At 62.3% G+C, this 23,739-nt stretch carries 20 protein-coding genes and 1 pseudogene; 12 read left to right on the top strand and 9 right to left on the bottom strand.

What is annotated here, in order from left to right; genetic code table 11:
* Positions 1-15: 15 nt before the first annotated feature.
* Positions 16-1,218, bottom strand: a complete 1,203-nt coding sequence (locus tag LDN90_RS07240) for a histidine kinase (protein ID WP_223948516.1) — start codon at positions 1,216-1,218, stop codon at positions 16-18.
* 242 nt (positions 1,219-1,460) lie between these two features.
* Here LDN90_RS07240 and LDN90_RS07245 point away from each other — a divergent pair, with 242 nt between their 5' ends.
* Both LDN90_RS07245 and LDN90_RS07250 read left to right on the top strand, forming a co-directional pair.
* Positions 1,461-1,841: a DUF485 domain-containing protein gene (locus LDN90_RS07245; protein WP_223948517.1), complete on the top strand. Its 381-nt coding sequence runs from the start codon at positions 1,461-1,463 to the stop codon at positions 1,839-1,841.
* Positions 1,838-3,469, top strand: coding sequence for a cation acetate symporter (locus tag LDN90_RS07250; protein WP_223948518.1), 1,632 nt, complete (start codon positions 1,838-1,840; stop codon positions 3,467-3,469). The genes LDN90_RS07245 and LDN90_RS07250 overlap by 4 nt, the downstream gene beginning before the upstream one ends.
* Positions 3,470-3,548: 79 nt before the next feature.
* On the opposite strand, the gene LDN90_RS07255 is transcribed toward LDN90_RS07250, so the two are convergent.
* The 5 genes from LDN90_RS07255 to LDN90_RS07275 all read right to left on the bottom strand — a co-directional run bounded on the left by LDN90_RS07255 (position 3,549) and on the right by LDN90_RS07275 (position 7,148).
* A complete protein-coding gene (locus LDN90_RS07255; RefSeq protein ID WP_216925326.1) occupies positions 3,549-4,568 on the bottom strand; it encodes a PHP domain-containing protein in 1,020 nt (339 codons plus the stop codon).
* A 77-nt stretch (positions 4,569-4,645) separates the two neighbouring features.
* Positions 4,646-5,236 (bottom strand): hypothetical protein, encoded by a 591-nt coding sequence (locus LDN90_RS07260; RefSeq protein ID WP_223948519.1) that lies wholly within the window; start codon positions 5,234-5,236, stop codon positions 4,646-4,648.
* Between the two features lie 44 nt (positions 5,237-5,280).
* On the bottom strand, positions 5,281-5,688 hold the full coding sequence (locus LDN90_RS07265; RefSeq protein ID WP_216925324.1) for a DUF4383 domain-containing protein: 408 nt from the start codon (positions 5,686-5,688) through the stop codon (positions 5,281-5,283).
* Between the two features lie 130 nt (positions 5,689-5,818).
* Positions 5,819-6,622 carry a hypothetical protein gene (locus tag LDN90_RS07270; RefSeq protein ID WP_223948520.1) on the bottom strand — a complete coding sequence of 268 codons (804 nt, stop codon included), beginning with the start codon at positions 6,620-6,622 and terminating at the stop codon, positions 5,819-5,821.
* A 55-nt stretch (positions 6,623-6,677) separates the two neighbouring features.
* Complete coding sequence (locus tag LDN90_RS07275) at positions 6,678-7,148, bottom strand: Lrp/AsnC family transcriptional regulator (protein ID WP_216925323.1); 471 nt, start codon at positions 7,146-7,148, stop codon at positions 6,678-6,680.
* 220 nt (positions 7,149-7,368) lie between these two features.
* On the opposite strand from LDN90_RS07275, the gene pdhA reads away from it, so the two are divergent.
* Genes pdhA through LDN90_RS07290 form a run of 3 tightly spaced genes read left to right on the top strand, consistent with a single transcriptional unit; the run spans position 7,369 to position 10,996 of the window.
* On the top strand, positions 7,369-8,511 hold the full coding sequence (gene pdhA / locus LDN90_RS07280; RefSeq protein WP_223948521.1) for a pyruvate dehydrogenase (acetyl-transferring) E1 component subunit alpha: 1,143 nt from the start codon (positions 7,369-7,371) through the stop codon (positions 8,509-8,511).
* Positions 8,511-9,521: an alpha-ketoacid dehydrogenase subunit beta gene (locus tag LDN90_RS07285; RefSeq protein ID WP_216925321.1), complete on the top strand. Its 1,011-nt coding sequence runs from the start codon at positions 8,511-8,513 to the stop codon at positions 9,519-9,521. The genes pdhA and LDN90_RS07285 overlap by 1 nt, the downstream gene beginning before the upstream one ends.
* Positions 9,518-10,996 carry a dihydrolipoamide acetyltransferase family protein gene (locus LDN90_RS07290; RefSeq protein WP_223948522.1) on the top strand — a complete coding sequence of 493 codons (1,479 nt, stop codon included), beginning with the start codon at positions 9,518-9,520 and terminating at the stop codon, positions 10,994-10,996. The genes LDN90_RS07285 and LDN90_RS07290 overlap by 4 nt, the downstream gene beginning before the upstream one ends.
* A gap of 85 nt (positions 10,997-11,081) precedes the next feature.
* On the opposite strand, the gene LDN90_RS07295 is transcribed toward LDN90_RS07290, so the two are convergent.
* From LDN90_RS07295 to LDN90_RS07305, 3 genes and pseudogenes are all read right to left on the bottom strand, one after another.
* Positions 11,082-11,954, bottom strand: coding sequence for an NAD(P)-dependent oxidoreductase (locus LDN90_RS07295; protein WP_223948523.1), 873 nt, complete (start codon positions 11,952-11,954; stop codon positions 11,082-11,084).
* A 301-nt stretch (positions 11,955-12,255) separates the two neighbouring features.
* A pseudogene (locus LDN90_RS07300) lies at positions 12,256-13,949 on the bottom strand (DUF222 domain-containing protein).
* A 934-nt stretch (positions 13,950-14,883) separates the two neighbouring features.
* A complete protein-coding gene (locus LDN90_RS07305; RefSeq protein ID WP_275963907.1) occupies positions 14,884-15,594 on the bottom strand; it encodes a TetR/AcrR family transcriptional regulator in 711 nt (236 codons plus the stop codon).
* Positions 15,595-15,696: 102 nt separating this feature from the next.
* On the opposite strand from LDN90_RS07305, the gene LDN90_RS07310 reads away from it, so the two are divergent.
* The 7 genes from LDN90_RS07310 to LDN90_RS07340 are packed head-to-tail and all read left to right on the top strand — an operon-like array spanning position 15,697 to position 23,638.
* Positions 15,697-17,307 carry a carboxyl transferase domain-containing protein gene (locus tag LDN90_RS07310; protein WP_223948524.1) on the top strand — a complete coding sequence of 537 codons (1,611 nt, stop codon included), beginning with the start codon at positions 15,697-15,699 and terminating at the stop codon, positions 17,305-17,307.
* A gap of 2 nt (positions 17,308-17,309) precedes the next feature.
* On the top strand, positions 17,310-19,511 hold the full coding sequence (locus tag LDN90_RS07315; RefSeq protein ID WP_223948525.1) for a biotin carboxylase N-terminal domain-containing protein: 2,202 nt from the start codon (positions 17,310-17,312) through the stop codon (positions 19,509-19,511).
* Positions 19,508-20,671 carry an acyl-CoA dehydrogenase family protein gene (locus LDN90_RS07320; RefSeq protein ID WP_223948526.1) on the top strand — a complete coding sequence of 388 codons (1,164 nt, stop codon included), beginning with the start codon at positions 19,508-19,510 and terminating at the stop codon, positions 20,669-20,671. Before LDN90_RS07315 ends, LDN90_RS07320 begins: the two co-directional genes overlap by 4 nt.
* 20 nt (positions 20,672-20,691) lie before the next feature.
* Complete coding sequence (locus LDN90_RS07325; protein WP_216925315.1) at positions 20,692-21,492, top strand: CoA transferase subunit A; 801 nt, start codon at positions 20,692-20,694, stop codon at positions 21,490-21,492.
* Positions 21,489-22,241 carry a CoA transferase subunit B gene (locus LDN90_RS07330; RefSeq protein ID WP_223948527.1) on the top strand — a complete coding sequence of 251 codons (753 nt, stop codon included), beginning with the start codon at positions 21,489-21,491 and terminating at the stop codon, positions 22,239-22,241. The genes LDN90_RS07325 and LDN90_RS07330 overlap by 4 nt, the downstream gene beginning before the upstream one ends.
* Positions 22,238-22,723 (top strand): MaoC family dehydratase, encoded by a 486-nt coding sequence (locus LDN90_RS07335; protein ID WP_223948528.1) that lies wholly within the window; start codon positions 22,238-22,240, stop codon positions 22,721-22,723. The genes LDN90_RS07330 and LDN90_RS07335 overlap by 4 nt, the downstream gene beginning before the upstream one ends.
* A gap of 45 nt (positions 22,724-22,768) precedes the next feature.
* Entirely contained in the window at positions 22,769-23,638 is an 870-nt protein-coding gene (locus tag LDN90_RS07340; protein WP_223948529.1) for a CoA ester lyase, read from the top strand.
* Positions 23,639-23,739: the final 101 nt, after the last annotated feature.

Below are 23,739 nucleotides of genomic sequence, written 5' to 3' on the forward strand. Positions count from 1 at the left end.
GATTAGCCCCGTGTGTCAGGCGTCATGTCCCGGCTGGGATTTGGGGACCCGCATGGTGATCAGCGTCCCCTCGCCAGGGGCTGTTTCGATGACGAGGCCGTGCTCGTCCCCATAGACCTGCCGCAAGCGCGCATCGACGTTCCGCAAACCCACGTGCTCGCCGTCTGTATGTCCGGCAAGTACGGACCGCAGGTGCTCCGGGTCCATCCCCACGCCGTCGTCCTCGATGGTGACCTCAGCGAACGCGCCGGAATCGTTGGCACAAATGGTGATATGTCCAGGACCTTCCTTCGCTTCAAGGCCATGGCGGACCGCGTTCTCCACCAGCGGTTGCAGGCTAAGGAACGGTATGACCGTGCTCAGCACTTCGGGTGCGATCCGAAGGCTGACCTGCACGCGCTCGCCGAACCTGGCCCGTTCCAGAAGGAGGTAGCGGTCGATGCAGCGCAGTTCCTCGGCCACGGTGGTGAAGTCGCCGTGCCTTCGGAAGGAGTACCTGGTGAAGTCGGCGAACTCCACCACGAGCTCCCTTGCCCGGGCGGGATCCGTATTGATGAAGGAAGCGATCGCGTTCAAGGAGTTGTAAATGAAGTGCGGGCTGATCTGGGCACGAAGCGCCCGGACTTCGGCCTCCATCAGCAGGGTCCGGGAAGCCTCCAACTCAGCCAGCTCGAGCTGGGCAGCAATCCAGTCAGCCACTTCGCTGGTTGCCCTTACCAGCCCGGCTCCGGCTGCAGGCGCAAGTGCTGCCACCGATCCGACCACTTTGGAACCGGCACGGATGGGGGCAATAACGGCGCTGAATTCGTGGTGGCCGTGCTCGGATTTTGCGGGCGCCGGAGGCCCGGCGTGGGGCACCACGGCAGTCCGCCCTGTCGCCAGGACGTCCGAGGCGAGGCGCATGAGGGAAGGCCGCAATTCCTCGGCAACCCCATCCCAGGCAAGGACCGAATCGGTATCCGTGATGGCCAACGCGTCGCAGCCCAGGAGCATTCGCAGCTGCCTACTGGCTTTGGCGGCGCCCGCCGCGTGCAGGCCGCCACGCAGATGCTGTCCCGCACGTGAGGCTGCATGGAGTGTGTTGTACGTGGCCCGCTCAGCATCCGTGCCAAGGTCCCGGAAGGAACGGATCACCTTCAGCCCAACACCCACGACGACGGCGACGGCAAGCACGATCACGGCGATCGCGGCTGCGGTGAAGAGTGGGGAGTCAGGCATAGAGCCAGCGTAGCCCGATGCTCTCTCACTTCCTGCGCCGTTTCCCCCAACCTTCTCTCACATCCCACCGGGTTTTTCCCAACGTTCTCTCACATCCCACCGTTCGGCGCAGCATCCTGACCGCTGGGCGACGCTGGCCGCTTGTTCTCTGGAACCGCCGGCACAGGCCGACGGATAGTGATTGCAGTCACATTGGCAAGGCGTGTGGAGCTGATGTGGACACATCACAATCAGGAGGAACCATGGGTAATGAGGCCCAACCCCAGGACGTAACAGCGTCCGTGGACTTCCAGGAAGTCCAGCAAACGGAACGGTTCAAGACGCTGCGAAAGCGGCACCGCAGTTTTGTCTTCCCGATGGCAGTGGCGTTCCTGCTTTGGTATTTCGCCTACGTTCTCTTGGCCGACTACGCCGTCGGCTTCATGTCCATTAAAGTTTGGGGCAACATCAACGTTGGCCTGATCCTTGGGCTGCTCCAATTCGTCACCACTTTCGGCATCACGGCGTGGTACGTGAGCTACTCCAACAGGAAGCTGGACCCGATCGCGGCTGGTATCCGCCATGAGATCGAGGGCCACCAGTTCGATAAGGATGGCAATGTGATCCGCGGGGCAGCCAAATGAACACAAACCACATCAGCACCCTTGTCCCCGCGGTCAACGTCGCGGCATTGAAGGACACGACGCTCCTCAATATGGGCATTTTCGCCCTCTTCGTGGCGGTCACAATGGTGATCGTCTTCCGGGCAAGCAGGAACAACAAGACCGCGGCCGACTACTATGCGGCAGGCCGTTCCTTCACCGGTTCGCAGAACGGCACAGCGATTGCCGGCGACTACCTTTCCGCGGCCTCGTTCCTGGGGATCACGGGCGCCATTGCGATCAACGGATATGACGGGTTCCTCTACTCAATCGGCTTCCTCGTCGCCTGGTTGGTGGCATTGCTCCTCGTGGCCGAACTCTTGCGCAACACCGGCAAGTTCACCATGGCCGATGTCTTGTCGTTCAGGCTGCGCCAGCGGCCGGTCCGCATCGCGGCCGCCCTCTCAACCCTTGCAGTTTGCTTCTTTTACCTCCTCGCCCAAATGGCGGGAGCAGGCAGCTTGATTTCGCTCCTCTTGGGCATCAGCGACTGGGGTGGACAAGCTTTGGTGATCATCGTCGTCGGCGCCTTGATGATCATGTATGTCCTCATCGGTGGCATGAAGGGCACCACGTGGGTGCAGATCATCAAAGCCATCCTGCTGATCGCAGGAGCCGCAGTCATGACTGCCTGGGTGCTGGCGATTTACGGCTTCAATCTCTCCAACCTGCTCGGCTCCGCGGCCGAAGCCGCCAACAACCCGGCGGTCCTGAACCCGGGCCTGCAGTATGGCAAGACGGAGACGTCCAAGCTTGATTTCATGTCCCTGGGCTTGGCGTTGGTGCTGGGCACAGCTGCCCTCCCACACGTTTTGATGCGTTTCTACACGGTTCCCACCGCCAAGGAAGCACGCAAGTCCGTGGTCTGGTCGATCTGGCTGATCGGCCTGTTCTATCTGTTCACGCTGGTGCTGGGTTACGGTGCTGCAGCTTTGGTTGGAGCGGACACCATCAAATCGGCCCCGGGTGGCGTTAACTCTGCTGCACCCCTGCTGGCCTTCCACCTCGGCGGTCCGCTGCTGCTCGGTTTCATCTCAGCAGTCGCGTTCGCCACCATACTTGCCGTCGTGGCTGGACTGACCATCACCGCCGCAGCCTCCTTTGCCCACGACATCTATGCGAACGTCATCTCAAAGGGCAAAGCCGACGCCACTACAGAGGTCAAGGTAGCCCGTCGGACCGTAGTAGTCATCGGTATCCTGGCCATCCTGGGCGGCATCTTCGCCAACGGCCAGAACGTCGCATTCTTGGTGGCCCTTGCCTTCGCCGTGGCAGCCTCGGCGAACCTGCCCACCATCGTCTACTCCTTGTTCTGGCGGAGGTTCACCACTCAGGGCGCCGTGTGGAGCATGTATGGCGGCCTGGCCTCTGCCATTCTGCTCATCACGTTCTCGCCCGTGGTTTCAGGCGCCAAGACCTCCATGATCCAGGGAGCCAACTTCGCGTTCTTCCCGTTGAGCAACCCTGGCATCGTGTCCATCCCTCTTGCTTTCCTCCTGGGTTGGCTGGGGACTGTCCTGGACAAGCGCCTCGAGGATCCGGCCAAGCAAGCGGAGATGGAAGTCCGCTCGCTGACAGGTATCGGCGCCGAGAAAGCGGTGGACCACTAAGTTCAGCAAGGATTAAGGCCAAACACGGGGGCTCCTTCTGCCAAGCGGCGGGGGAGCCCTCAGGCATGCCAACGCTAAATCACTTCTTGAGGCTGAGCCATTCCTTCAGCTGTTCCAGTGGCCATGTGGTGACGATCCGTTCCTTCGGCACGCCAAGTGACTCGGCGCGTTCGGCGCCGTACTGGAGGAAATCGAGTTGGCCAGGGGCATGGGCATCACTGTCGATGCTGAACAGGCAGCCGGCGTCCAGAGCCATCTTAATCAAGTTGTCCGGAGGGTCCTGCCGCTCCGGCCGTGAATTGATTTCGACGGCGACACCCCACTCGGCACATTCAGTGAAGACCTTGACGGCATCGAATTCGGACTCAGGCCGGGTGCCGCGGGATCCTTGGACCAGACGGCCAGTGCAATGCCCCAGGACGTTCGTGTGTGGATCACTGATTCCGCCGAGCATCCGCTTGGTCATGGTCTTCTTGTCCGAGCGCAGCTTTGAGTGGACACTGGCCACCACCACGTCCAGCCGGTTCAGCATTTCCGGCGTCTGGTCCAGGGTCCCGTCCTCCAGGATGTCCACTTCGATGCCTTTGAGTAAACGGAAGCCGTCCTGATCCGCGTTGATCCCTTCCACCACACCGAGCTGCTTTTCAAGGCGCTCTACGCTGAGGCCGTTGGCGATGGTCAGGTTGGGGGAGTGGTCAGTGAGGGCAAGGTATTCACGGCCCAGGGTTTTGGCGGCAGCCACCATGGTTTCAATCGGCGAGCCGCCGTCGGACCAGTTGCTGTGGCTGTGCAGGTCACCGCGTAACGCTGCCTTGAGGGTGTCGCCGCCGGACGCCAAGGATTCGGCCCCACGCTCGCGAAGGTCGGCCAGATAATCGGGCACCCTGTCTTCCATAGCCTGGGTAATGACTTCCGCGCTTCGGTCCCCAACACCTTTCAGGCTGGTGACTCTTCCGTTCCGAATGAGCCTGGCCAACTCGTCGGGCGGAAGCTGCCGAACGGCGTCGGCCGCTTTCCTGAAGGCCTGGACCTTGAAGGAGGGGGCTTGGCCGCGTTCCAACCAAAAGGAGATTTCTTCGAGCGCCTCAACGGGATCCATGGCTCCATGATCCACGAAGCGGGCGCTCCATCAACAGTGGGCAATGTTGATGGAGCGCCCTGTTCCGGGGACGTCACTTAGTGGTGGCGGCTTGGAGTTAACCCCGGATGTGTCCCTTCGGAAGGAGCCTTGGCGTGCTCCCCATGGGGTACCGCGTGCTGGCCCGCCATCGATGCCGCCAATCCCGGCGTGGCCACTGAAGCAACAACGACGGCGGCTCCGAACGCGGCTGCCAGAAGCCGCCCGGTCCTTGGCAGGCCGTGGGCGCCGCCGTCGTTGGTCTTGTGCTGCCGCCGCAGCCAACCGCCCCCGCCAAGTGCCATCAGGGACAGGCTAAAGGCGGCAAGATGGCTCACATCAAGCGAGCGCCCAGGAGTTGCCACGCTCCATATGACGACGGCGATATGGGCCGCGGCTGCCGCTGCCAGGGCGGGAAGCGCAAGCCGTGGAAAGACAAGGGAGTTCCGGTGGAGCCCCCATAAAGACCAAGCCAGGAAGGCGAGTCCGGATGCGAGGGCCACCACTCCGGAAACTATCAATCCAGGTGCACCCGTTGCTGTCAGGTACCCGGCGGCAATGGAAAGATCCACCATGCTGCCAGCCATGGCAGCGAAGTAGACGAACAACAGGGTGGCTGCTTTCAGCGTGGGGTGCTGTTTTCCTGCCATGGCGCTCTCCTTGGACTCAGTCTTTGGGTTACGTGGTTCCGCGATCAGGCGCGGGCGGAGACGACGACGGCCTTGTCCTGGGAGAGGGCAACGCCCAGCAGCACCACGGCGCTGGCAAGGTGCAACACGTTGTCTGCCCCGTTCAGGGCGATGATGTTCAGTGAAGTCCCAACGAGGAACAGCCCGAGGATACCCACCAGCAGGTAGACGCCGCCCACAGCCGTGTTGACGGATTTGGAAAGCGTGACACCGTTCATGCCCGCATAGAGCAGGGCGGCACCGATGGCCAGGTGAATAACGTTATGCAGCGGGTTCACCGCGAAGATGATCAGATTGGCACCCTCAGTGGCGAAGAACCCGGTTCCCGAGGTGACGAAGAATCCGAGCACGCCTACCAAGAGGTATACGGCTCCGAAGATGGTGGCGATCAAGCGATTGGGCGAAGTACGCATTGGTCCGAACCTTCCGGTGATGGCCGGGGCTTTCCCGGCCGTCCTGTGGAACCCCGGGCGGGGCTCTCAAACAGTGATTCGGACCATGCGTTGATGCGGATGGGTGGAAACCGGGATATTTTTTCCGCCGTTATGGACGGAGGCGGATGCTGCTCATTTTGAGATCGTTGGTGCCCTCGAAAACGTACTTGAGGTCGATGCTCTTTCCGCTGCATTGCAAGGTTCCCGTGATATCCGCTTTGTTATTGCCGTTCTCGGAGTTCACGCTCACGGAGCTGTAATTGGGCTTGCATGAGTCATCAAGTTCCAGGCTGGCAATGCCGTCGATGAAGGACTGCTTATCCAGTTCGTCCTTCAATGCTTGGTGCAGGTAGTTGTCGTAGGCCTGCTCGGTTTGCCCTGAAACCACCAGGTTGGTGAACTCGTCAGCCAAAGACCTCGCCTTCGACGTCGCGCCGCCCACCACGTTCACCAGCACCAGGATTCCCACGACGGCAAGCACGATCACTCCTGCCACAATGCCCAGGACAATCCAGAGCACCTTCCTGCTCTTGGCCGGCGGCGGAAACTGCTGGCCGTACTGTCCGGGCGGGTACTGGCCGGGTGGATAAGGGTTTTGGCCAGGTTGATACTGGCCCGGTTGGTACTGGCCCGGCGCATACTGACCCTGGGGGTACTGGCCTTGGGAACCAGCGGACGACGGCGGCTGTTGCCACTGCGGTGGAGTCCCGTTCGGTGGGGGGTACCCGGGGCCGGGTGGGACGGGTGGCGGGTTCTGGCCGTATTCGCTTCCGCTGCGTTGGGTTCCGTCGCGGCCATTCGGTTCCTGTGGGTTGCTCACTGTAGTGCCCCTTTCGGCAGCCTGCGGCAGCGCCACCACGTAGCCGGAAACCGCTGGCCGGCCCCCGATGCGTCCATCTGAATCAAATCGCATCCACAGTTCCACAGGCAAGGGCCAAAAGGGTAATAACGGCAGGTGAAAGCGGGCTTCAGCCTTCAGAGCGCCGGCCCAACAGGGGTTGCACCCGGTACGGAATCATTTCCCGCATCGCCAAGGCGGTATCGGTGCGGTCAACGCCGTCGCAGGCCAGGATCTTGCCGTTGATCCTGTAGAGGTCTTCCGCGTCCAAAGCAACCACCCGCAACAGCAGGTCGGCTGACCCGGTCAGGCCGAAACCTTCCAGGATCTCGGGGATGTCCGCAAGTTCCTTCGCCAGCGAGGCGAGTTTCTGTTGCTGGACATGGACGCTGATGAAAGCCGTGAGCGGATATCCGAGGGCAACGGGGTTGATGCGCCGCTCAAAGGAGAGGAAGGCATGCTTCTTCTCGAGTTGCGCCATGCGGGCCTGCACCGTGTTGCGGGAAAGGCCCAGTTTTTGGGCGAGGGCCACAACGGTTCCTCTGGGATCCTTTGCCATCGCAGAAAGGAGCCGGGTGTCAGTGCCATCCAAGGGTTGCATAATGCGCAAGATTAGCACGGCGCGGAGCCACTCAATATGGCAGAATGCTCAAGTTTTTTGAGGGTAGTTGTACCCGATGCGCCTTGTGAGTAGGGTCACAATTAACCCTGGCGAAGGAGCCAGGGAGTCGGTCTGCGGCTGGATCACAAGTCCAGCAGGGCCGGCAAAACTAGCCGGAAGGTTGCGATCACCTGTGTTGACGGATAAGGCGGGCAAGGGAGTGCAAAATGACGCTCCGCGCCCCGGACAAAGTGCACAAAATCCTTTGCGGACGGGGGGCAACCTCCTCCAGTTGGTGTCGCCGGAAGGCGAACGGATCAGCCATCCGGAATTTGATCTCTGGATCAAGGACATTGGCGATGAACAACTGGGCTCCTTGTTTGAGGACATGACGGTCATCCGCCGCATCGATACCGAAGCAACAGCCCTCCAGCGGCAGGGAGAACTGGCCCTCTGGCCTCCGCTGCTTGGGCAGGAAGCAGCCCAGATCGGCTCAAGCCGATCCTTGCGGGATGACGACTTTGTTTTCCCCAGCTACCGTGAAAGCGGAGTAGCCTACATCCGCGGCGCGCATGTATCAGAGATCGCCCAGGTATGGCGCGGAAACGCCCTCTACTCCTGGGATCCCCAGCGGATCAACATGGCGACACCCCAAATCATCATCGGATCCCAGAGCCTTCACGCCACCGGTTACGCCATGGGCGTCCAGTTGGACGGCGCCAGCACGGCAGTACTGGCCTACTTCGGGGATGGCGCCACGAGCGAAGGCGACGTGAGCGAGGCCATGGTGTTTGCGGCCAGTTTCCAGGCTCCCGTGGTCTTTTTCTGCCAGAACAACCATTGGGCCATTTCCGAGCCTGTCCGGGTGCAGTCCCACGTTCAATTGGCCGACAGGCCAACAGGGTTCGGTATCCCCAGCCTTCGTGTTGACGGAAACGATGTTCTCGCCGTCATGGCCGCTACCCGCTGGGCTATGGACCGTGCCCGCAGCGGCGGCGGCCCAACCTTTATCGAAGCGGTCACCTACCGCATGGGCCCGCACACTACTGCCGATGATCCCACGCGGTACCGGGACCCGAATGAGCTGGAGGACTGGGCTGCCAGGGATCCTATTCTTCGTCTGCGGCGGCTCCTCGACGCCAAAGGCCTGCTCACTGAAGAACTGGAAGGCAGGGTCAAAGCCAAAGCCGACGCCGTCGCCGCCGAGCTCCGCACCAGTTGCGTCAACATGCCCGATCCGCAGCCGTTGGACGTCTTTAACCACGTCTACAGCACACCCAATTCCTGGATTGAACGCCAGAAGGATCACTATTCGCGCTACCTGAAAAGTTTCAACCAGCCCGTCGAGGAAGGTGCACTCTGATGTCCAAGCTCACATTTGCCCGGGCCATCAACGCCGGCCTTCGCAAATCCCTGGAAAACGATCCCAAAGTCGTCCTCATGGGCGAGGACATTGGTTCCCTCGGAGGTGTCTTCCGTGTCACGGACGGACTCCAAAAGGACTTTGGAAAGCACCGGGTAATTGATACGCCCCTGGCCGAGTCGGGCATCATAGGAACCGCCGTGGGCCTGGCCTACCGGGGCTACCGCCCAGTGTGCGAGATCCAGTTCGACGGCTTCATCTACCCTGCCTTCGATCAGATCGTCAGCCAGGTGGCCAAGATGCACTACCGGACACAGGGACGGGTCAAGATGCCCATCACCATCCGGGTTCCTTTCGGTGGTGGCATTGGCTCCCCGGAGCACCACTCCGAATCACCGGAAGCCTATTTCACCCACACTTCAGGGCTTCGGGTGGTGGCGGTGTCCAACCCACAGGACGCATACACAATGATCCAGCAGGCCATCGCCTCGGATGATCCCGTTCTCTACTTCGAACCCAAGCGCCGCTACCACGACAAGGGTGACGTCGAGGAGTCCCTCGACCTCTCCAACGCGATGCCATTGGACAAGGCAGCTGTGGTCAACGCCGGTTCGGACGTCACCCTGGTGGCATACGGCCCCCTGGTAAAAACTGCCAAGGATGCGGCGCAGGCTGCGGCTGATGAAGGAGTTTCCGTGGAAGTCATCGACCTACGCTCGTTGGCTCCAGTTGACTACCCGGTGGTGGAAGCATCCGTGCGCAAGACGGGCCGGCTGGTCATCACACACGAGGCCGGACAATCCGGTGGCCTCGGAGCGGAGATTGCCGCCAGCATTACCGAGCGTTGCTTCAACTACCTGGAATCGGCGCCCGTCCGCATTACCGGCTTCGACGTTCCCTATCCCTACTCGAAGCTCGAAATGCACCACTTGCCGGACCTGGACAGGATTCTGGATGGCGTGGACCGCACTTTGGGCCGCCCCAACTCCCTGAGTGGACTGGAAGGATGACCGCCACCATGATCAAGGAATTCAGGCTGCCGGACCTTGGCGAAGGCCTGACCGAGTCGGAAATCCTGAGCTGGAAGGTCGCAGTGGGGGACACCGTTACCCTCAATCAGGTCATCGCGGAGGTTGAGACGGCCAAGGCCGTCGTCGAGCTGCCGTCGCCTTTCGCCGGCGTCGTAGCGGCCCTGCACGAGCAGCCCGGTTCCGTGGTGGAGGTCGGCAAACCGATCGTCTCCTTCGAAGTGGACGACGCCGGGGCCTCCACTGGGGGCAACGGACCTGCCGCTGGAGATCAGGCTGCCGGCGAACCTGAGTCCACTGGCGAACCTCAGCCCACTGGGGGATCTGGATCGAACGGTGGATCTGGATCAGACGGCGGGTCTGCATCAAACGGCGGCCCGCAGCCAGTCGAGGCGAGCGGGGCGGCCGCAAGCCCCGCCAAACGTGAGCCGAACCTGGTGGGGTATGGCGCCGTCGTCGAGCACACCGGACGGCCGACACGCCGGGTCCGCGCCCAGGTCCAAGGCGAAACGCCACAGGCGCGCCCCACGGAAGCGGCCCGGGAGCCGGTGGCAACTTCTCACCCTGAGGCAGCCACGGCTGAGCGTCCGCGTTCCACACCGCCGGTCCGTAAGCTGGCGCGCGATCTTGGGATCGACCTTCAATTGGTTCCCGGCACCGGTCCAGGGGGACTCATCACGCGGGAGGACGTACAGAACTTCACGGGTGAGGCGGAAGGCACAAGCGCGGTACCAACAGGGCCGGCAGCCACCGGTGAGCGGGAAACGCGTTCACCCATCAAGGGCGTCCGGAAGTTCACAGCTGCGGCCATGGTGCAGAGCGCATTCACCGCGCCGCACGTGACGGAATTCCTGACGATCGATGTGACTGCCACCATGGAATTGCTGACACGACTCAAGGCAAGCAAAGCGTTCGAGGGTTACAAGCTCACTCCGCTCACTATTGCGGCCAAGGCGGTCCTGATAGCGCTACGGACCAACCCGACGTTGAATTCGCGCTGGGACGAGGCACGCCAGGAGATCATTCAGTTCAATTACGTCAACCTTGGCATCGCGGCTGCTACGCCCCGGGGTCTTACGGTACCGAACATTAAGGACGCCGACCACCTGACCCTGCGGGAACTTGCTACAGCGTTGTCGGAACTCACGGATACCGCACGTGCCGGCAAGACGTCTCCGTCAGATCTTTCGGGCGGCACCATCTCCATCACCAACATCGGAGTGTTCGGGATCGACGCCGGGACGCCCATCCTGAATCCGGGCGAGGCTGCCATTGTGGCCTTAGGTGCCGTTCGCAAGGCACCGTGGGTGGTAGATGATGAGATCGCCGTACGGCAGGTGATGTCCCTGAGCTTGTCCTTCGACCATCGCTTGGTGGATGGGGAGCAGGGTTCACGATTCCTGGCGGACCTTGGCGCTATCCTGTCCGATCCCGCCATGGTGTTAACTATGGTCTAGCTTCACGAACTTAGGAAGCTGCGCCGGCCCACCCCTTTACGAGTGCTTGCAGGAAACTGCGGCTCAGGGGTGGGTCGTCGCGCGTTCAGTCTTCTGTGGGTGTTGTCCGATTGGAGTGGACATCGCGCCAGCTGTGTTCCGGCTCAAAGCCAAGGAGCCGCCGGGCTTTGTCGATGGACAGCATGGTTTCGTGCTGGCCCAGTTCCTTGACAACCTCGACGTCGGGAAAGACTTCGGCGGCAAGCCCGGCGCTGCTTCGGCTCATCACGGTGTCCGAGGCGGCGATGATGAAGGTCTCGAAACCGGGCGCACCTTTCTCCAAGGCGCGGACTACTGCCTGGGCGCCGTCGCGGGCATCGATGTAGCCCCACAGATTCCACTTGCGCAGGGTGGCGTCCGAGTCGTAGGACGGGAAGGCGTCGTAGTCTTCGGGGTCCATCACGTTGGAGAACCTGAGTGCAGTGATGCTCAACGATGGGTCCCAGCGCGTGAGCTGGATGGCCATCTGCTCCTCAAGGTGTTTCACCAGGGAGTACGTGCTTTCAGGCCGGGCCGCGTACTCCTCATCCACGGGAATGTAGGGAGGGTCGATATCGAAAGGGAGCCCCAGGACTGTCTCGCTGGAGGCATAAACCACCTTCTTGATGCCCGCTCGCCGGGCTGCTTGGAAGACGTTATAGGTGGAGAGCATGTTGTTTTCAAAAATTGCGGCGTCCGGAGCCAACCCCGGTGCGGGGATGGCAGCCAAGTGGACGATCGCGTCCAAGCCGCTGTGTTGATCGTCCAGGCCGAGGACGACGTCCAGGACCTGGCCATAGTTGCGGAGGTCTACGTTGACGTAGCCGCGGCCCCTCTTGCCTGCGCGGTCCATGTTGAGCACGTGGTGACCGTCCTGTGTCAGTCGGCGGACCACGCTCCTGCCCAATTTTCCGCTTCCGCCGGTTACGGCAATCCTCATGGTGCGCTCCTTGATAGTGGCTGGTACCAACCCTGTTGCTTTATGGATTCAGTAAGGGTTCGAGCTTCAGCCTAGGCTCCACTTCCGCCCCGCACAGCCCCTGAAACTGGCCCTGTGAGTCCTAGGAATACTGAACAGCCCGAGAACATACGGGTTGACTGTGCAGGTTGCAGGCAGGGGCCTAGCGCCCGTCTGTGCACGCCTGCAGGCAGCCGGCACCCGATCTGTGCATCGCATTCCGCACCCTTCCGCAGTACTTGGGCGGCCCTCTGGCCCCACCCGGCATCGTTGTCGGGCAGGTTTATGTTCTGAGGGGTGTGTGGTGGTGGTTGCGTCGTGGTGTTTGTTTGGGGTCGATGTGTGGGGGTGGGGTGAACCAGGGCACGCCGGTGGTGGTGGTGATGGTCCAGTTTTCTTTGTGGATGAGGTGGTGGTGGTGGCTGCAGAGCAGGGTGCCGTTGTCGGTGGAGGTGGGGCCGCCGTGTGACCAGTAGGTGATGTGGTGGGCTTCGCACCAGGGGGCGGGCATGGTGCAGTCGGGGAAGGCGCAGCCTTGGTCGCGGGCGGTGATGGCTTTGCGGATGTGGGGTGGGAAGATCCGGGTGGTGCGGCCGATGTCCAGGATGCGGGAGTCGGTTCCGAGCAGGACGGGGAGGATGTCGGCGTCGCAGGCGATTTTGCGGATGGTGTTGGGGTGGATCGGGCCGGCGAAGGTGGCGGTGCCGGAGCTGAGCCGGGAGTGGTGCGGGCCAGGTCCTGTGCCTGTGGTCTGGGTGGCTGCGTCTGCTGAGCCGGGTGGTGTGGTCCTTGCTGCACCAGTTGGGGTGGCTTCGCGGAGTGGCGTGGGGGCAGCACCGGCTGGTGTTGCTGTGCTTGGGGTGGGGGCCGTGCGTGTGAGTCGTTCGAAGAGGTCGCGTTCGTCGATGGTGACGGTGAGTTGGGGTCGGAGTCCGCCGTTGGAGGGCAGTTTCCCTGTGGTCATGGCGACGGCGCAGGCTCCGACGAGGCCGTCGAGGAGTTTCTGGGCCCGGGAACGCCGGTCCAGCTCCGGGCCCGCTGGTTCATTCCCGCTGGCGTTCCCGCTGTCGCTGCCGTGGACGGTTCCTGGTGCTGAACCGTCGCCGTTCCCGTCAGTGCTCTCGTCGCTTTCCCCGGTGGCGTTGCTTTCGCCGGTGGCTGGGTTGTGTGCGGGGGTGAGTCGGGGGTTGGTGGCGGTGTTCATGGCGGTGGCGAGGGTTTCGTATGTTCTGCGGTGGCGAAGATTTCGACGTGGTGGAGCCCGTGGCGGCGTCGTCGCCGGAGGAATGCGCCCTGGAGTTGGCGGAGAACTTCTTCGGACGGTTCGGGACCGTCTTGGTCGATCGAATCGACCCAGCGTTTGGCAATTTTGGTGACAAAGTCCGGGTCGGATTCAATGGCCGTCGCGGTAAGGGCGTGTTCCATCCGGGTGATGGTGCCGTCATCGGTGAGCTGCCGGACTTTGTCCAGTGCGGTGCTGATGATCGTCGCGGACCGGGAAGGCACAAGAGCTGAGTAGAGGGCTTCGGCCAGCACTTCGCGCCGGGCCGGGATCTCCTGCCCGGCCATTCCGGCCTGCGGAAGGACATCGGGTGCGAGGGCGAGCCTGCGACGGGCTTCCCCGATGCTGATCCGCAACCGGGCGCGAAGGAACTCTGCGGTACTCCGGTACCCGTCATCCACGACGCTGTCCGTTGCCGTAACCCTCGCATCCGTGGCCGCTTCGGTCCAACCGGTCCGCCACTCGGGCGCCGCCCCAGCCGACGACCCCGGCGAGGTTTGCTGTGCTTCCTTCCGGGTCCTTTCCACCGCCTGCGCCGCGACAACCTGCAAGTACTCCAAAGATCGGGAGATCTCCTCGACCCTGCCGGCAAAGTCGGCGGCCTCAAAAAAGCCACACAGCCGCGCCGCATCGGCTGCTGCGGACAACTGCAAGGGGTCCAGGAGAGCCGCGCCGTGCTCAAGAAGAGCCGTCAGATCCCGTCCGGTAGCCGGATGATTGGGATGCCTGTTTTCGAAATGGGGGCTCGGCTGGGCAAGCTCCGGACCATGGCCGGTCCAAGCTTTCCACTGTGGGTCACGGATCTCCCCGGCGGTGGAGGCCGAGGCGTCTACGGTGTCTGTGGATCTGGCGCCTGTTGGCCCGGTGTCTGTGGATCTGGCGCCTGTTGGCCCGGTGTCTGTGGCTTTGGCGCCTGTTGGCCCGGTGTCTGTGGCTTTGGCGCCTGTTGACGCTCTACCCGTGGCTTTGGCGCCGACGGGCCCTGAGGCCCGGCCGAACTCGGCCTTGCCGTTGAGCGGCGCAGGGTCGTTGCCCAGCCCACCTGCATTGCCTAGCGCAGCTCTGTTGCCCAGCCCACCTGCATTGCCTAGCGCAGCTCTGTTGCCCAGCCCACCTGCATTGCCTAGCGCAGCTCTGTTGCCCAGCCCACCTGCATTGCCTAGCGCAGCTCTGTTGCCCAGCCCACCTGCATTGCCTAGCGCAGCTCTGTTGCCCAGCCCACCTGCATTGCCTAGCGCAGCTCTGTTGCCCAGCCCACCTGCATTGCCTAGCGCAGCTCTGTTGCCCAGCCCACCTGCATTGCCTAGCGCAGCTCTGTTGCCCAGCCCACCTGCATTGCCTAGCGCAGCTCTGTTGCCCAGCCCACCTGCATTGCGTAACCCGCCGTGGAAATGGCCGATCCCGCTCATGGACGCCGTCGAACCCTTGAACCCGGCCTTGACCAAGTCCGGCATGCTCAAGAAGCGCTGCGACCGGACCGCGGCCAGGGCAGCGACAACAGGGGACGGTTCCGTCCTAAGTGTTGTCAGCTGCTCCGTATCTTCCATGATCAAAATCATTTCATCGGGGTCTGACATTTAAAGAGAACACCTGGAAGGCGGTCCCAATCTCCCCAAAAAGAGTTAACAATCAGGCTGCTGTCAGCGCAGCCAAGGCCATCTGCTCCAAGATGGGCCTGGCCGACTTTACCGCGATCTTTCGTCCGTGATGGCGGACGGAGTGAGGGGTGGAATTGATCAGGCCGAAGGCTGCATGCGCCCGGACACGGAGGCCGGCGACATCCGTGTCGGAGTGGATGCGGGCCAGGACGTCCACCCACGTTTCAACGTAGGCGCGTTGCAGGGACCGGACTTCGGCTTGGTCGGTGCTGCTGAGGCTCCCGAAGTCTCGGTCCTGGACACGTATGACGTCCGGGTCGCTCAGCGCAAAGTCCACCTGGAACTGGATCAAGCCCTTCAGTGCATCCATGGGGTTCTCCGCTTCCGCGATCACGCGGAGGCCGCCGTCGAGCAGATCGCGGCTGACGCTGAGGAGAAGCTCGCCGAGGACGGCCTGCTTGCCGGGGAAGTGCCGGTAAACGGCAGGCCCGCTGACGCCTGCCGCCGCCCCAAGATCCTCAAGCGAAACCCGCGTGAAGCCGTTTTCTGCAAAGAGTCCCGCGGCCGCTGAAAGCAATGCGAGCCTTCGGAGTTCCTTGGCTTGGCCTCGCTGCGTTGCCGGAACTGGGTTGCCTGCCGGGGCTGGGTTGCTTGCTGGGGCTGCGCTGCGGACAGTGCCTGTTTCCGGGCCTCCGGTCACGTTCTCCTCCTTGGTGCCACTGCCAGGGATGTGGGTTTGCACGGTCCCACTGTGCTGGACATCACAGTTAATAAAGACTAACCTAAATTTCAGTTACGTGGCACTAACCGAAATGGCCTGGGGCCGGGAATGGAACAGTGGTCGATGGAGACAATCGCCAGCTTGGCAGGGCCCGACAGCGGCACCTTTGAAGCCAATCAGGAAGCACAGCTGGCCCTCGTGGGGGAACTGAAGGGACGTCTTGCCGTGGCAGCCCTCGGAGGGCCTGCGAAATCCAGGGAGCGTCATGTTGCCCGAGGCAAACTGCTGCCCCGCGAGCGGATTGACTACCTCTTGGACGAGGGCAGCCCCTTCCTGGAGATAGCGCCCCTGGCCGCCAACGGCATGTACAACGATGATTCGCCGGGCGCAGGAGTGATTGCCGGTATTGGGTTGGTCCATGGCCGGCACGTCCTGGTGATTTCCAACGACGCCACGGTCAAGGGCGGCACGTACTACCCCATGACGGTAAAAAAGCACCTCAGGGCTCAGGAAATTGCCCTGGAAAACAAGCTTCCGTGTATCTACCTTGTGGATTCCGGGGGAGCGTTCCTGCCCAAGCAGGATGAGGTTTTCCCCGACAAAGAACACTTTGGCCGCATCTTCTACAACCAAGCGCGCATGTCGGCAGCCAAGATTCCGCAAATTGCCTCGGTGATGGGTTCGTGCACGGCCGGCGGAGCATATGTGCCGGCCATGAGTGACGAAACAGTGATCGTCCGCAATCAGGGCACCATCTTCCTCGGAGGGCCGCCACTGGTGAAGGCAGCCATCGGTGAGATTGTCACCGCTGAGGAACTAGGCGGTGGTGACGTGCACTCCAGGATTTCCGGTGTTACGGACCACCTGGCCGAGAACGACCAACACGCGCTGGAAATCGTCCGGGACATCGTTGGCACGTTGCCCAAGCCAGCCACGCCGGCGTGGGACGTGCTCGACGTCGTCCTGCCGCCCGTCGTCGACCCCTCCGGGATTTATGGCGTGGTCCCCACAGACGTCAACGCCCAGTACGACGTCCGCGAAGTAATCGCCCGGCTCGTGGACGGTTCCCAATTCCATGAGTTCAAGAAAAATTTCGGCACCACGCTGGTGACCGGATTTGCCCATCTCCACGGACACCCCGTTGGCATCGTGGCGAACAACGGGGTCCTGTTCAGTGAGTCCTCGCTTAAGGGCGCCCACTTCATCGAACTCTGCGATCAACGCGGCATTCCGCTGATCTTCCTGCAGAACCTCTCAGGTTTCATGGTGGGCAAAGACTACGAGCAAGGCGGCATCGCCAAGAACGGCGCAAAGATGGTCACAGCGGTCGCAACAGCGAGGGTCCCCAAGCTGACCGTTGTCATTGGCGGCTCCTTCGGCGCCGGAAACTACTCCATGTGCGGGCGGGCCTACTCGCCGCGATTCCTGTGGATGTGGCCAGCTGCCCGCATTTCAGTGATGGGCGGAAACCAGGCATCCAGTGTCCTGGCAACGGTCAAAAGGGACCAGTTCGAGGCCGCCGGCCAGGAATGGCCAGCCGAGGCAGAAGAGGCCTTCAAGGCTCCCATCAAGCAGCAGTACGAGGAACAAGGCAGCCCCTATTACTCCACCGCACGGCTTTGGGATGACGGCATCATCGATCCCGCAGACACCCGTCGGGTCCTGGGCATGGCCTTGGATGTCGTCTCCCGCCAGCAACTGCCCGAGACCTCCTTCGGTCTCTTCAGGATGTGACTATGACTCTGCCAACCACCACAGCATCGGCCGCCGCCGCGGCGTCCCGTCCGTTCAGCGCCGTCCTCGTTGCCAACCGCGGTGAGATCGCCTGCCGCGTGATCCGAACCCTCAGGGACATGGGCATCCGCTCCATTGCCGTCTATTCGGACGCGGACAAGTACGCCAAGCACGTGGCCCTTGCCGATACCGCAGTGGCCATCGGGGGCACGGCACCCTCGGAGAGCTACTTGAAAATCGACGCCATCATCGATGCCTGCCGCCGCAGCGGTGCGGAGGCGGTCCACCCCGGCTACGGCTTCTTGTCCGAGAATGTGGAGTTCGCCAAAGCCCTTGACGCGGCCGGGATAACGTTCATCGGGCCGGGCATTGACGCCATCGAGGTCATGGGTGACAAGATCCGTTCCAAAAACCACGTCATGGCCTACGACGTCCCGTGCGTACCCGGAATTGCAGTACCCGGCCTCACGGACCAGGAACTGATCGAGGCTGCTGCGTCGGTAGGCTTTCCGTTGCTCATCAAGCCCTCGGCAGGTGGCGGGGGCAAAGGAATGCACATCGTCGAGCGGCCCGAAGACATGGCTGCAACGCTGCAGACCGCCCGGCGAGTGGCAGCTTCGGCGTTCGGTGATGACACGCTGTTCCTGGAACGGCTCATCAAGGCACCCCGCCACATCGAGGTCCAGGTCCTCGCGGACAACCACGGCAACGTCATCCACCTGGGCGAGCGCGAATGTTCCCTCCAGCGCCGCCATCAGAAAGTGATCGAGGAAGCTCCTTCGGCACTCTTTGAATCGTTGGCTGACGGCCCGGCCGAACGGGCCCGCATTGGAGAAGCAGCCTGCAACGCAGCACGTTCGGTCAAATACAGCGGTGCCGGCACCGTGGAATTCCTGGTGTCCGACGAACATCCCGATGAGTTCTTCTTCATGGAGATGAACACGCGCTTGCAGGTGGAGCACCCCGTCACCGAAATGGTCACCGGGATAGACCTCGTTGAATGGCAGGTGCGCATCGCCGCCGGTGAGCTGCTCACCGTTGCCCAGTCCGACGTCGTTCTTGAAGGCCACGCCGTGGAGGCGCGGGTCTATGCCGAAGTGCCGGAGCGGAACTTCATGCCCTCGATGGGACGCGTTGTTGCGCTGGCCGAGAATGGCGGGGCGGATCCCAAGGTGCTCGGCGAGCAACGCTCCAATGCGAACGTCAGGATCGACTCCGCCATGCGCGAGGACCTTGAGATCACCGGCGACTACGATCCCATGCTGGCCAAGGTCATCGCCTGGGGCGAAAACCGCGCCGCTGCGCTAGACACCTTGGACGCCGCCTTGGGCAGGTACACCCTCCTGGGCTTGGACACGAACGTGGAATATCTCCGGCTGCTGATCAATGATCCCGACGTCCGCGCCGGCCACCTGGATACGGGGCTGATCGAACGCAAGCTGCCGTCCATGGAGTTCAGGCACGCAGGCGCCAACGAGTTGATCGCCGCCGCCCTAACGCTGTGGTTCGAAAAGAAGGCAAACCCTGGGGCTGCTGCAAACGCCGGCAACACCTGGAGTTCGCCGGACTCGTGGCGGGTGGGCGCCCGCGGCGCATGGAGTGCCACGTTCGGCCTGCCCGGCGGCGGCACCTCCACCGTTGCTTTGATTGAGGACTCCGGCATCTTCTCGGCAACCATCGACGGCGGCCCTGACGCGGGCCGTTCGGCCAAAGTCAACGCCGTGGAACGGACCGGGGACGGCATCGTCCTGGAGATCGACGGCGGTCCCCTCACCTATGCGGTTGGCCTATCACCGTCCGGGACGAGCGGGATCCGCGGGATCTACCTTGGCAACGACGGATGGTCCTGCCACCTGGAAGTCCTGGACCGCGCCGAACGTCTTCGCAGGATGCTGGCAGGCATCCAGCGCGAAGAAGGTGCTGCAGATCCGGAGGTGCGCTCGCCGATGCCCGGAACTGTGGTTTCCGTGGCAGTGGCCAACGGAGACGTGGTCAAAGAGGGGCAGCCGCTCCTGGCGGTGGAAGCCATGAAAATGGAGCACCAATTGGTGGCAACGGTTTCCGGAACCGTCCACCTCACCAGCAAACCGGGCGATCTGGTCAAAGCCGACCAGGTACTCGCCACTATTCACGCAGCAGACCCTCTCGAAGGGCGCGCAGAGACAGACAAACCCGCAGCGTCAGACAAGGAAGTCCAGCCATGAGCAGTTTTGACCTTAACGAGGAATACCAGGACCTTAGTGATTCCGTCCGCGAATTCGCCGACGAAGTGGTGGCACCCGTATCTGCCAAACACGATGAAGAACACAGCTTCCCTTATGAAGTGGTCAAGCAGATGGGGGAAATGGGGCTGTTCGGCCTACCGTTCCCGGAGGAGTTCGGTGGAATGGGCGGAGACTACTTCGCCTTGGCGCTGGCTTTGGAGCAGTTGGGCCGGGTAGACCAGTCCGTGGCAATCACGCTTGAGGCTGGCGTGTCACTCGGCGCCATGCCGGTGTACCGTTTCGGCACGCAGGAACAGAAGGAGCGCTGGCTTCCGGAGTTGGCATCGGGACGATCCTTGGCCGGATTCGGGTTGACCGAGCGTGAGGCCGGTTCCGATGCAGGTGGTACCAAGACCCACGCCCACGTAGACAACGGGGAATGGGTCATCAACGGCAATAAGGAGTTCATCACGAACTCCGGCACGGACATCACCACTTTGGTGACCGTCACTGCTGTCACCGGCAAGACGGAAAACTCCGACGGCAGTCCCAGGAAAGAAATATCCACCATCCTGGTGCCCACCGAAACCACGGGCTTCAAGGCTGAGAGGGCCTACAACAAGGTGGGCTGGAATGCGTCGGACACGCATCCACTGACTTTGGACAATGTCCGGGTTCCTGAAGCGAACCTCCTGGGCCAGCGGGGCAGGGGATACGCCAACTTCCTGTCGATCCTTGACGAGGGTCGCATTGCCATTGCCGCCTTGGGCACGGGGGCGGCCCAGGGTTGCGTGGACCTTTCGGTGAAGTACGCCAAGGAACGCAGCGCCTTTGGCCAGAACATCGGCAAGTACCAGGCCATCCAATTCAAGATCGCAAGGATGCAGGCGAGGGCCCATACGGCTCGTTTGGCCTATTACGATGCAGCAGCGAGAATGCTGGCTGGCAAGCCGTTCAAGACTGAAGCGGCCATCGCTAAGATGGTCGCAGGCGAGGCAGCCATGGACAACGCACGGGACGCCACCCAGGTGTTCGGTGGCTATGGCTTCATCAACGAGTTCACAGTGGCGCGCCATTACCGCGACTCCAAGATTCTTGAAGTCGGGGAAGGCACCACTGAGGTCCAGTTGATGCTCATCGCCCGCGAGCTGGGTCTGTAACCGTACGGGAAGGATCAAGGATGATTGACAAGGTTGTTGCCAGCGCTGCGGAAGCGGTGAAGGACATCCCGGACGGCGCCTCGCTCGCTGTCGGTGGTTTTGGCTTATGCGGCATCCCCGTATCGCTGATCGACGCGCTCCACAGCCAGGGCACGACCGACCTGGAGACCGTGAGCAACAACTGTGGCGTGGACGATTGGGGCCTCGGAATCCTCCTGAAGGATGGACGGATCCGCCGCACCATCAGCTCCTATGTAGGTGAAAACAAGGAGTTTGCCAGGCAGTACCTCGCCGGCGAACTGGAGGTGGTCCTCACCCCGCAGGGCACCCTTGCCGAGAAACTACGCGCAGGGGGCGCCGGCATTCCCGCCTTTTATACGAAGGCCGGTGTGGGAACGCAGGTCTCCGAGGGCGGCTTGCCACAAAAGTACGACGCCGAAGGGAACGTTGCGATCGCCTCGGCCCCCAAGGAAGTGCGCACCTTCCAGGACGCCGACTACGTACTGGAAGAATCACTGACGCCGGACTTCGGGCTGGTCCATGCGTGGAAGGGCGACCGCCATGGCAACCTCGTTTTCCACGCCACAGCCATGAACTTCAACCCCCTCTGTGCCATGGCCGCCAAGACAACCATTGCCGAGGTCGAAGAGCTCGTGGAAACCGGCGAGCTGGACCCGGAACACATTCATACCCCGGGCATTTTCGTGCAAAGAGTGGTGGTGGCTCCCACAACGGAGAAACGGATTGAGAAACGGACGGTGGCTCTGAGCACGAGCCAAGCGACTGGCCAGGCGACCCGGCAGGCAGGTGCAGCACAGTGAACGACAACTCGTACCAGGACATCCCGCCCCGTCCCGAAGCCGTGCGTCATGAGTACCGGCGTGCCGACGTCGACCATCACGAAGCCAAAGGCTGGACCCGCAACGAACTTGCTGCGCGGGTAGCCCATGAACTCACCAACGGCCAGTACGTGAACCTGGGGATTGGGATGCCCACCCTGATCCCCAACTACATTCCTGCGGGCGTTGAAGTGATCCTCCACTCCGAGAACGGCATCCTTGGCGTCGGGCCTTATCCGGCCGAGGACCAGATTGATCCGGACCTCATCAACGCCGGCAAGGAAACTGTCACCATCAAACCAGGCGCCGCGTTCTTCGATTCGGCCTCGTCCTTTGGCATGATCCGGGGCGGCCACGTGGATGTGGCGGTCCTGGGTGCCATGGAAGTGGCCGCCAACGGCGATCTGGCCAATTGGATGATCCCCGGAAAGATGGTCAAGGGCATGGGTGGGGCCATGGACCTCGTGTTCGGTGACAAGAAGGTGATCGTCATGATGGAGCATGTGGACCGCAACGGCAGGCCCAAGATCGTCAAGGACTGCACCCTGCCCCTCACGGGCAAAGGCTGCGTAGACCGGATCATCACCGACCTCGCCGTGATCGACGTCGTCAAGGACGAAGGTGAGCCGCGCCTGGTCCTTCGCGAGCTGGCCCCCAACGTCACTTTGGACGACGTCGTGGCTGCCACCGGGGCCGAACTCTTCGAAGAGGACCAGGAACTCACCGTATGACGCGTGTTGTTGAGCAGCGTGGACTGTACTTCGATGAGCTTGAAGAGGGCGTGATCTACGCCCACAAACCCGGACGAACCGTGACGGAGACGGACAACGTCCTGTTCACTACCTTGACCATGAACACCCAGGCGCTGCACCTGGACGCAGCATGGAGTTCCGCGCAGCCGTTCGGGCAGCGGTTGATGAATTCGATGTTCACCTTGTCCACAATGGTGGGGCAGTCGGTGACCCAGCTGACGCAGGGCACCATCATCGCCCAGTTGGGGCTGACGGATGTCACCTTTCCCCACCCCCTCTATCACGGGGATACCCTGTACACGGAAACGGTGATCACCGCCAAACGGTTGTCGTCCTCGCGTCCTGGCCAGGGTGTGGTGACTATGCAACATACTGGCAGGAACCAGGACGGAGTGGTGGTGGCACTTGCCACGCGGACCTGCTTGATGTGGACCCAGGAAGCACACGCCGCACAGTCCTAGGCTGTTTTCCGCACTTGTCAGCATTCCACCAGCAAGGAACCCTCTATGTCTTCTCCCGCCTCTTCCCTCCGCGGTGCGGTTACACCGTTCATCATGGGGCCGGCACTCCTCTTTTGCCCTGCTGATCGGCCCGAACGCTTCGGCAAGGCGGCGGAGCGCTCGGACGCCGTGATCCTGGACCTCGAAGATGCCGTGGCTCCGGGGGACAAGCAGCGGGCCCGGGGCGCGATCCTCGCGCAGCTCGGATCCGAAGGAGACACTGCTGAGCTGGACCCGAGCCGGACGATTATCCGCGTCAATCCGGTGGGCTCCGCGGAATTCGAAAAGGACCTGCACAGCCTGGCGCACACGCCCTACCGCACTGTCATGCTCGCCAAGGCGGAGAGTGCCGCGCAGCTCAGGGCACTTGAGGGCTACCGCGTGATCGCACTCTGTGAAACGGCGGCAGGCATCGTCAATGCTTCAGCTATCGCCGCGGAACCCAACGTGGTTGCCTTGATGTGGGGCGCCGAGGACCTGCTGGCTTCCCTGGGCGGTCTGTCCAGCCGGAACGACGACGGCGGCTACCGGGCCGTGGCCCTGCACGCACGGTCCGCTGTGCTGCTTGCAGCCAAAGCCGCTGGCAAGGAAGCCATCGATTCCGTGTACGTGAACATCCCCGATCTCCAGGGCCTGTCTGTGGAATCCCTTGACGCGGTGGCCAGCGGCTTCGGTGCAAAGGCGTGCATCCACCCCAGCCAGGTGGCAACCGTGCGGGAAGCCTACGCACCCACGCCGGAAGCCGTGACAGAGGCCGCCGAGCTTCTCGATGCAGCATCCGCGGCCGGAACGGGCGTCTTCCAGTTCAAGGGCAAGATGATCGATGGCCCCATCCTCAAACACGCCGAGGCAACACTGCGCCGCGCTCGTCACTAACGACGAATCCGGCCCTCGTTCGCCCAACACACCGCAGAACGGCGAGGTGAGCGAACAGGGCCGGATTTGTGGCCGGGCGGGATGTTTGGCGGCGGCCGGAA

Source organism: Arthrobacter sp. NtRootA1 (assembly GCF_019976975.1).
In the GTDB taxonomy this organism is placed as follows: domain Bacteria; phylum Actinomycetota; class Actinomycetes; order Actinomycetales; family Micrococcaceae; genus Arthrobacter; species Arthrobacter aromaticivorans.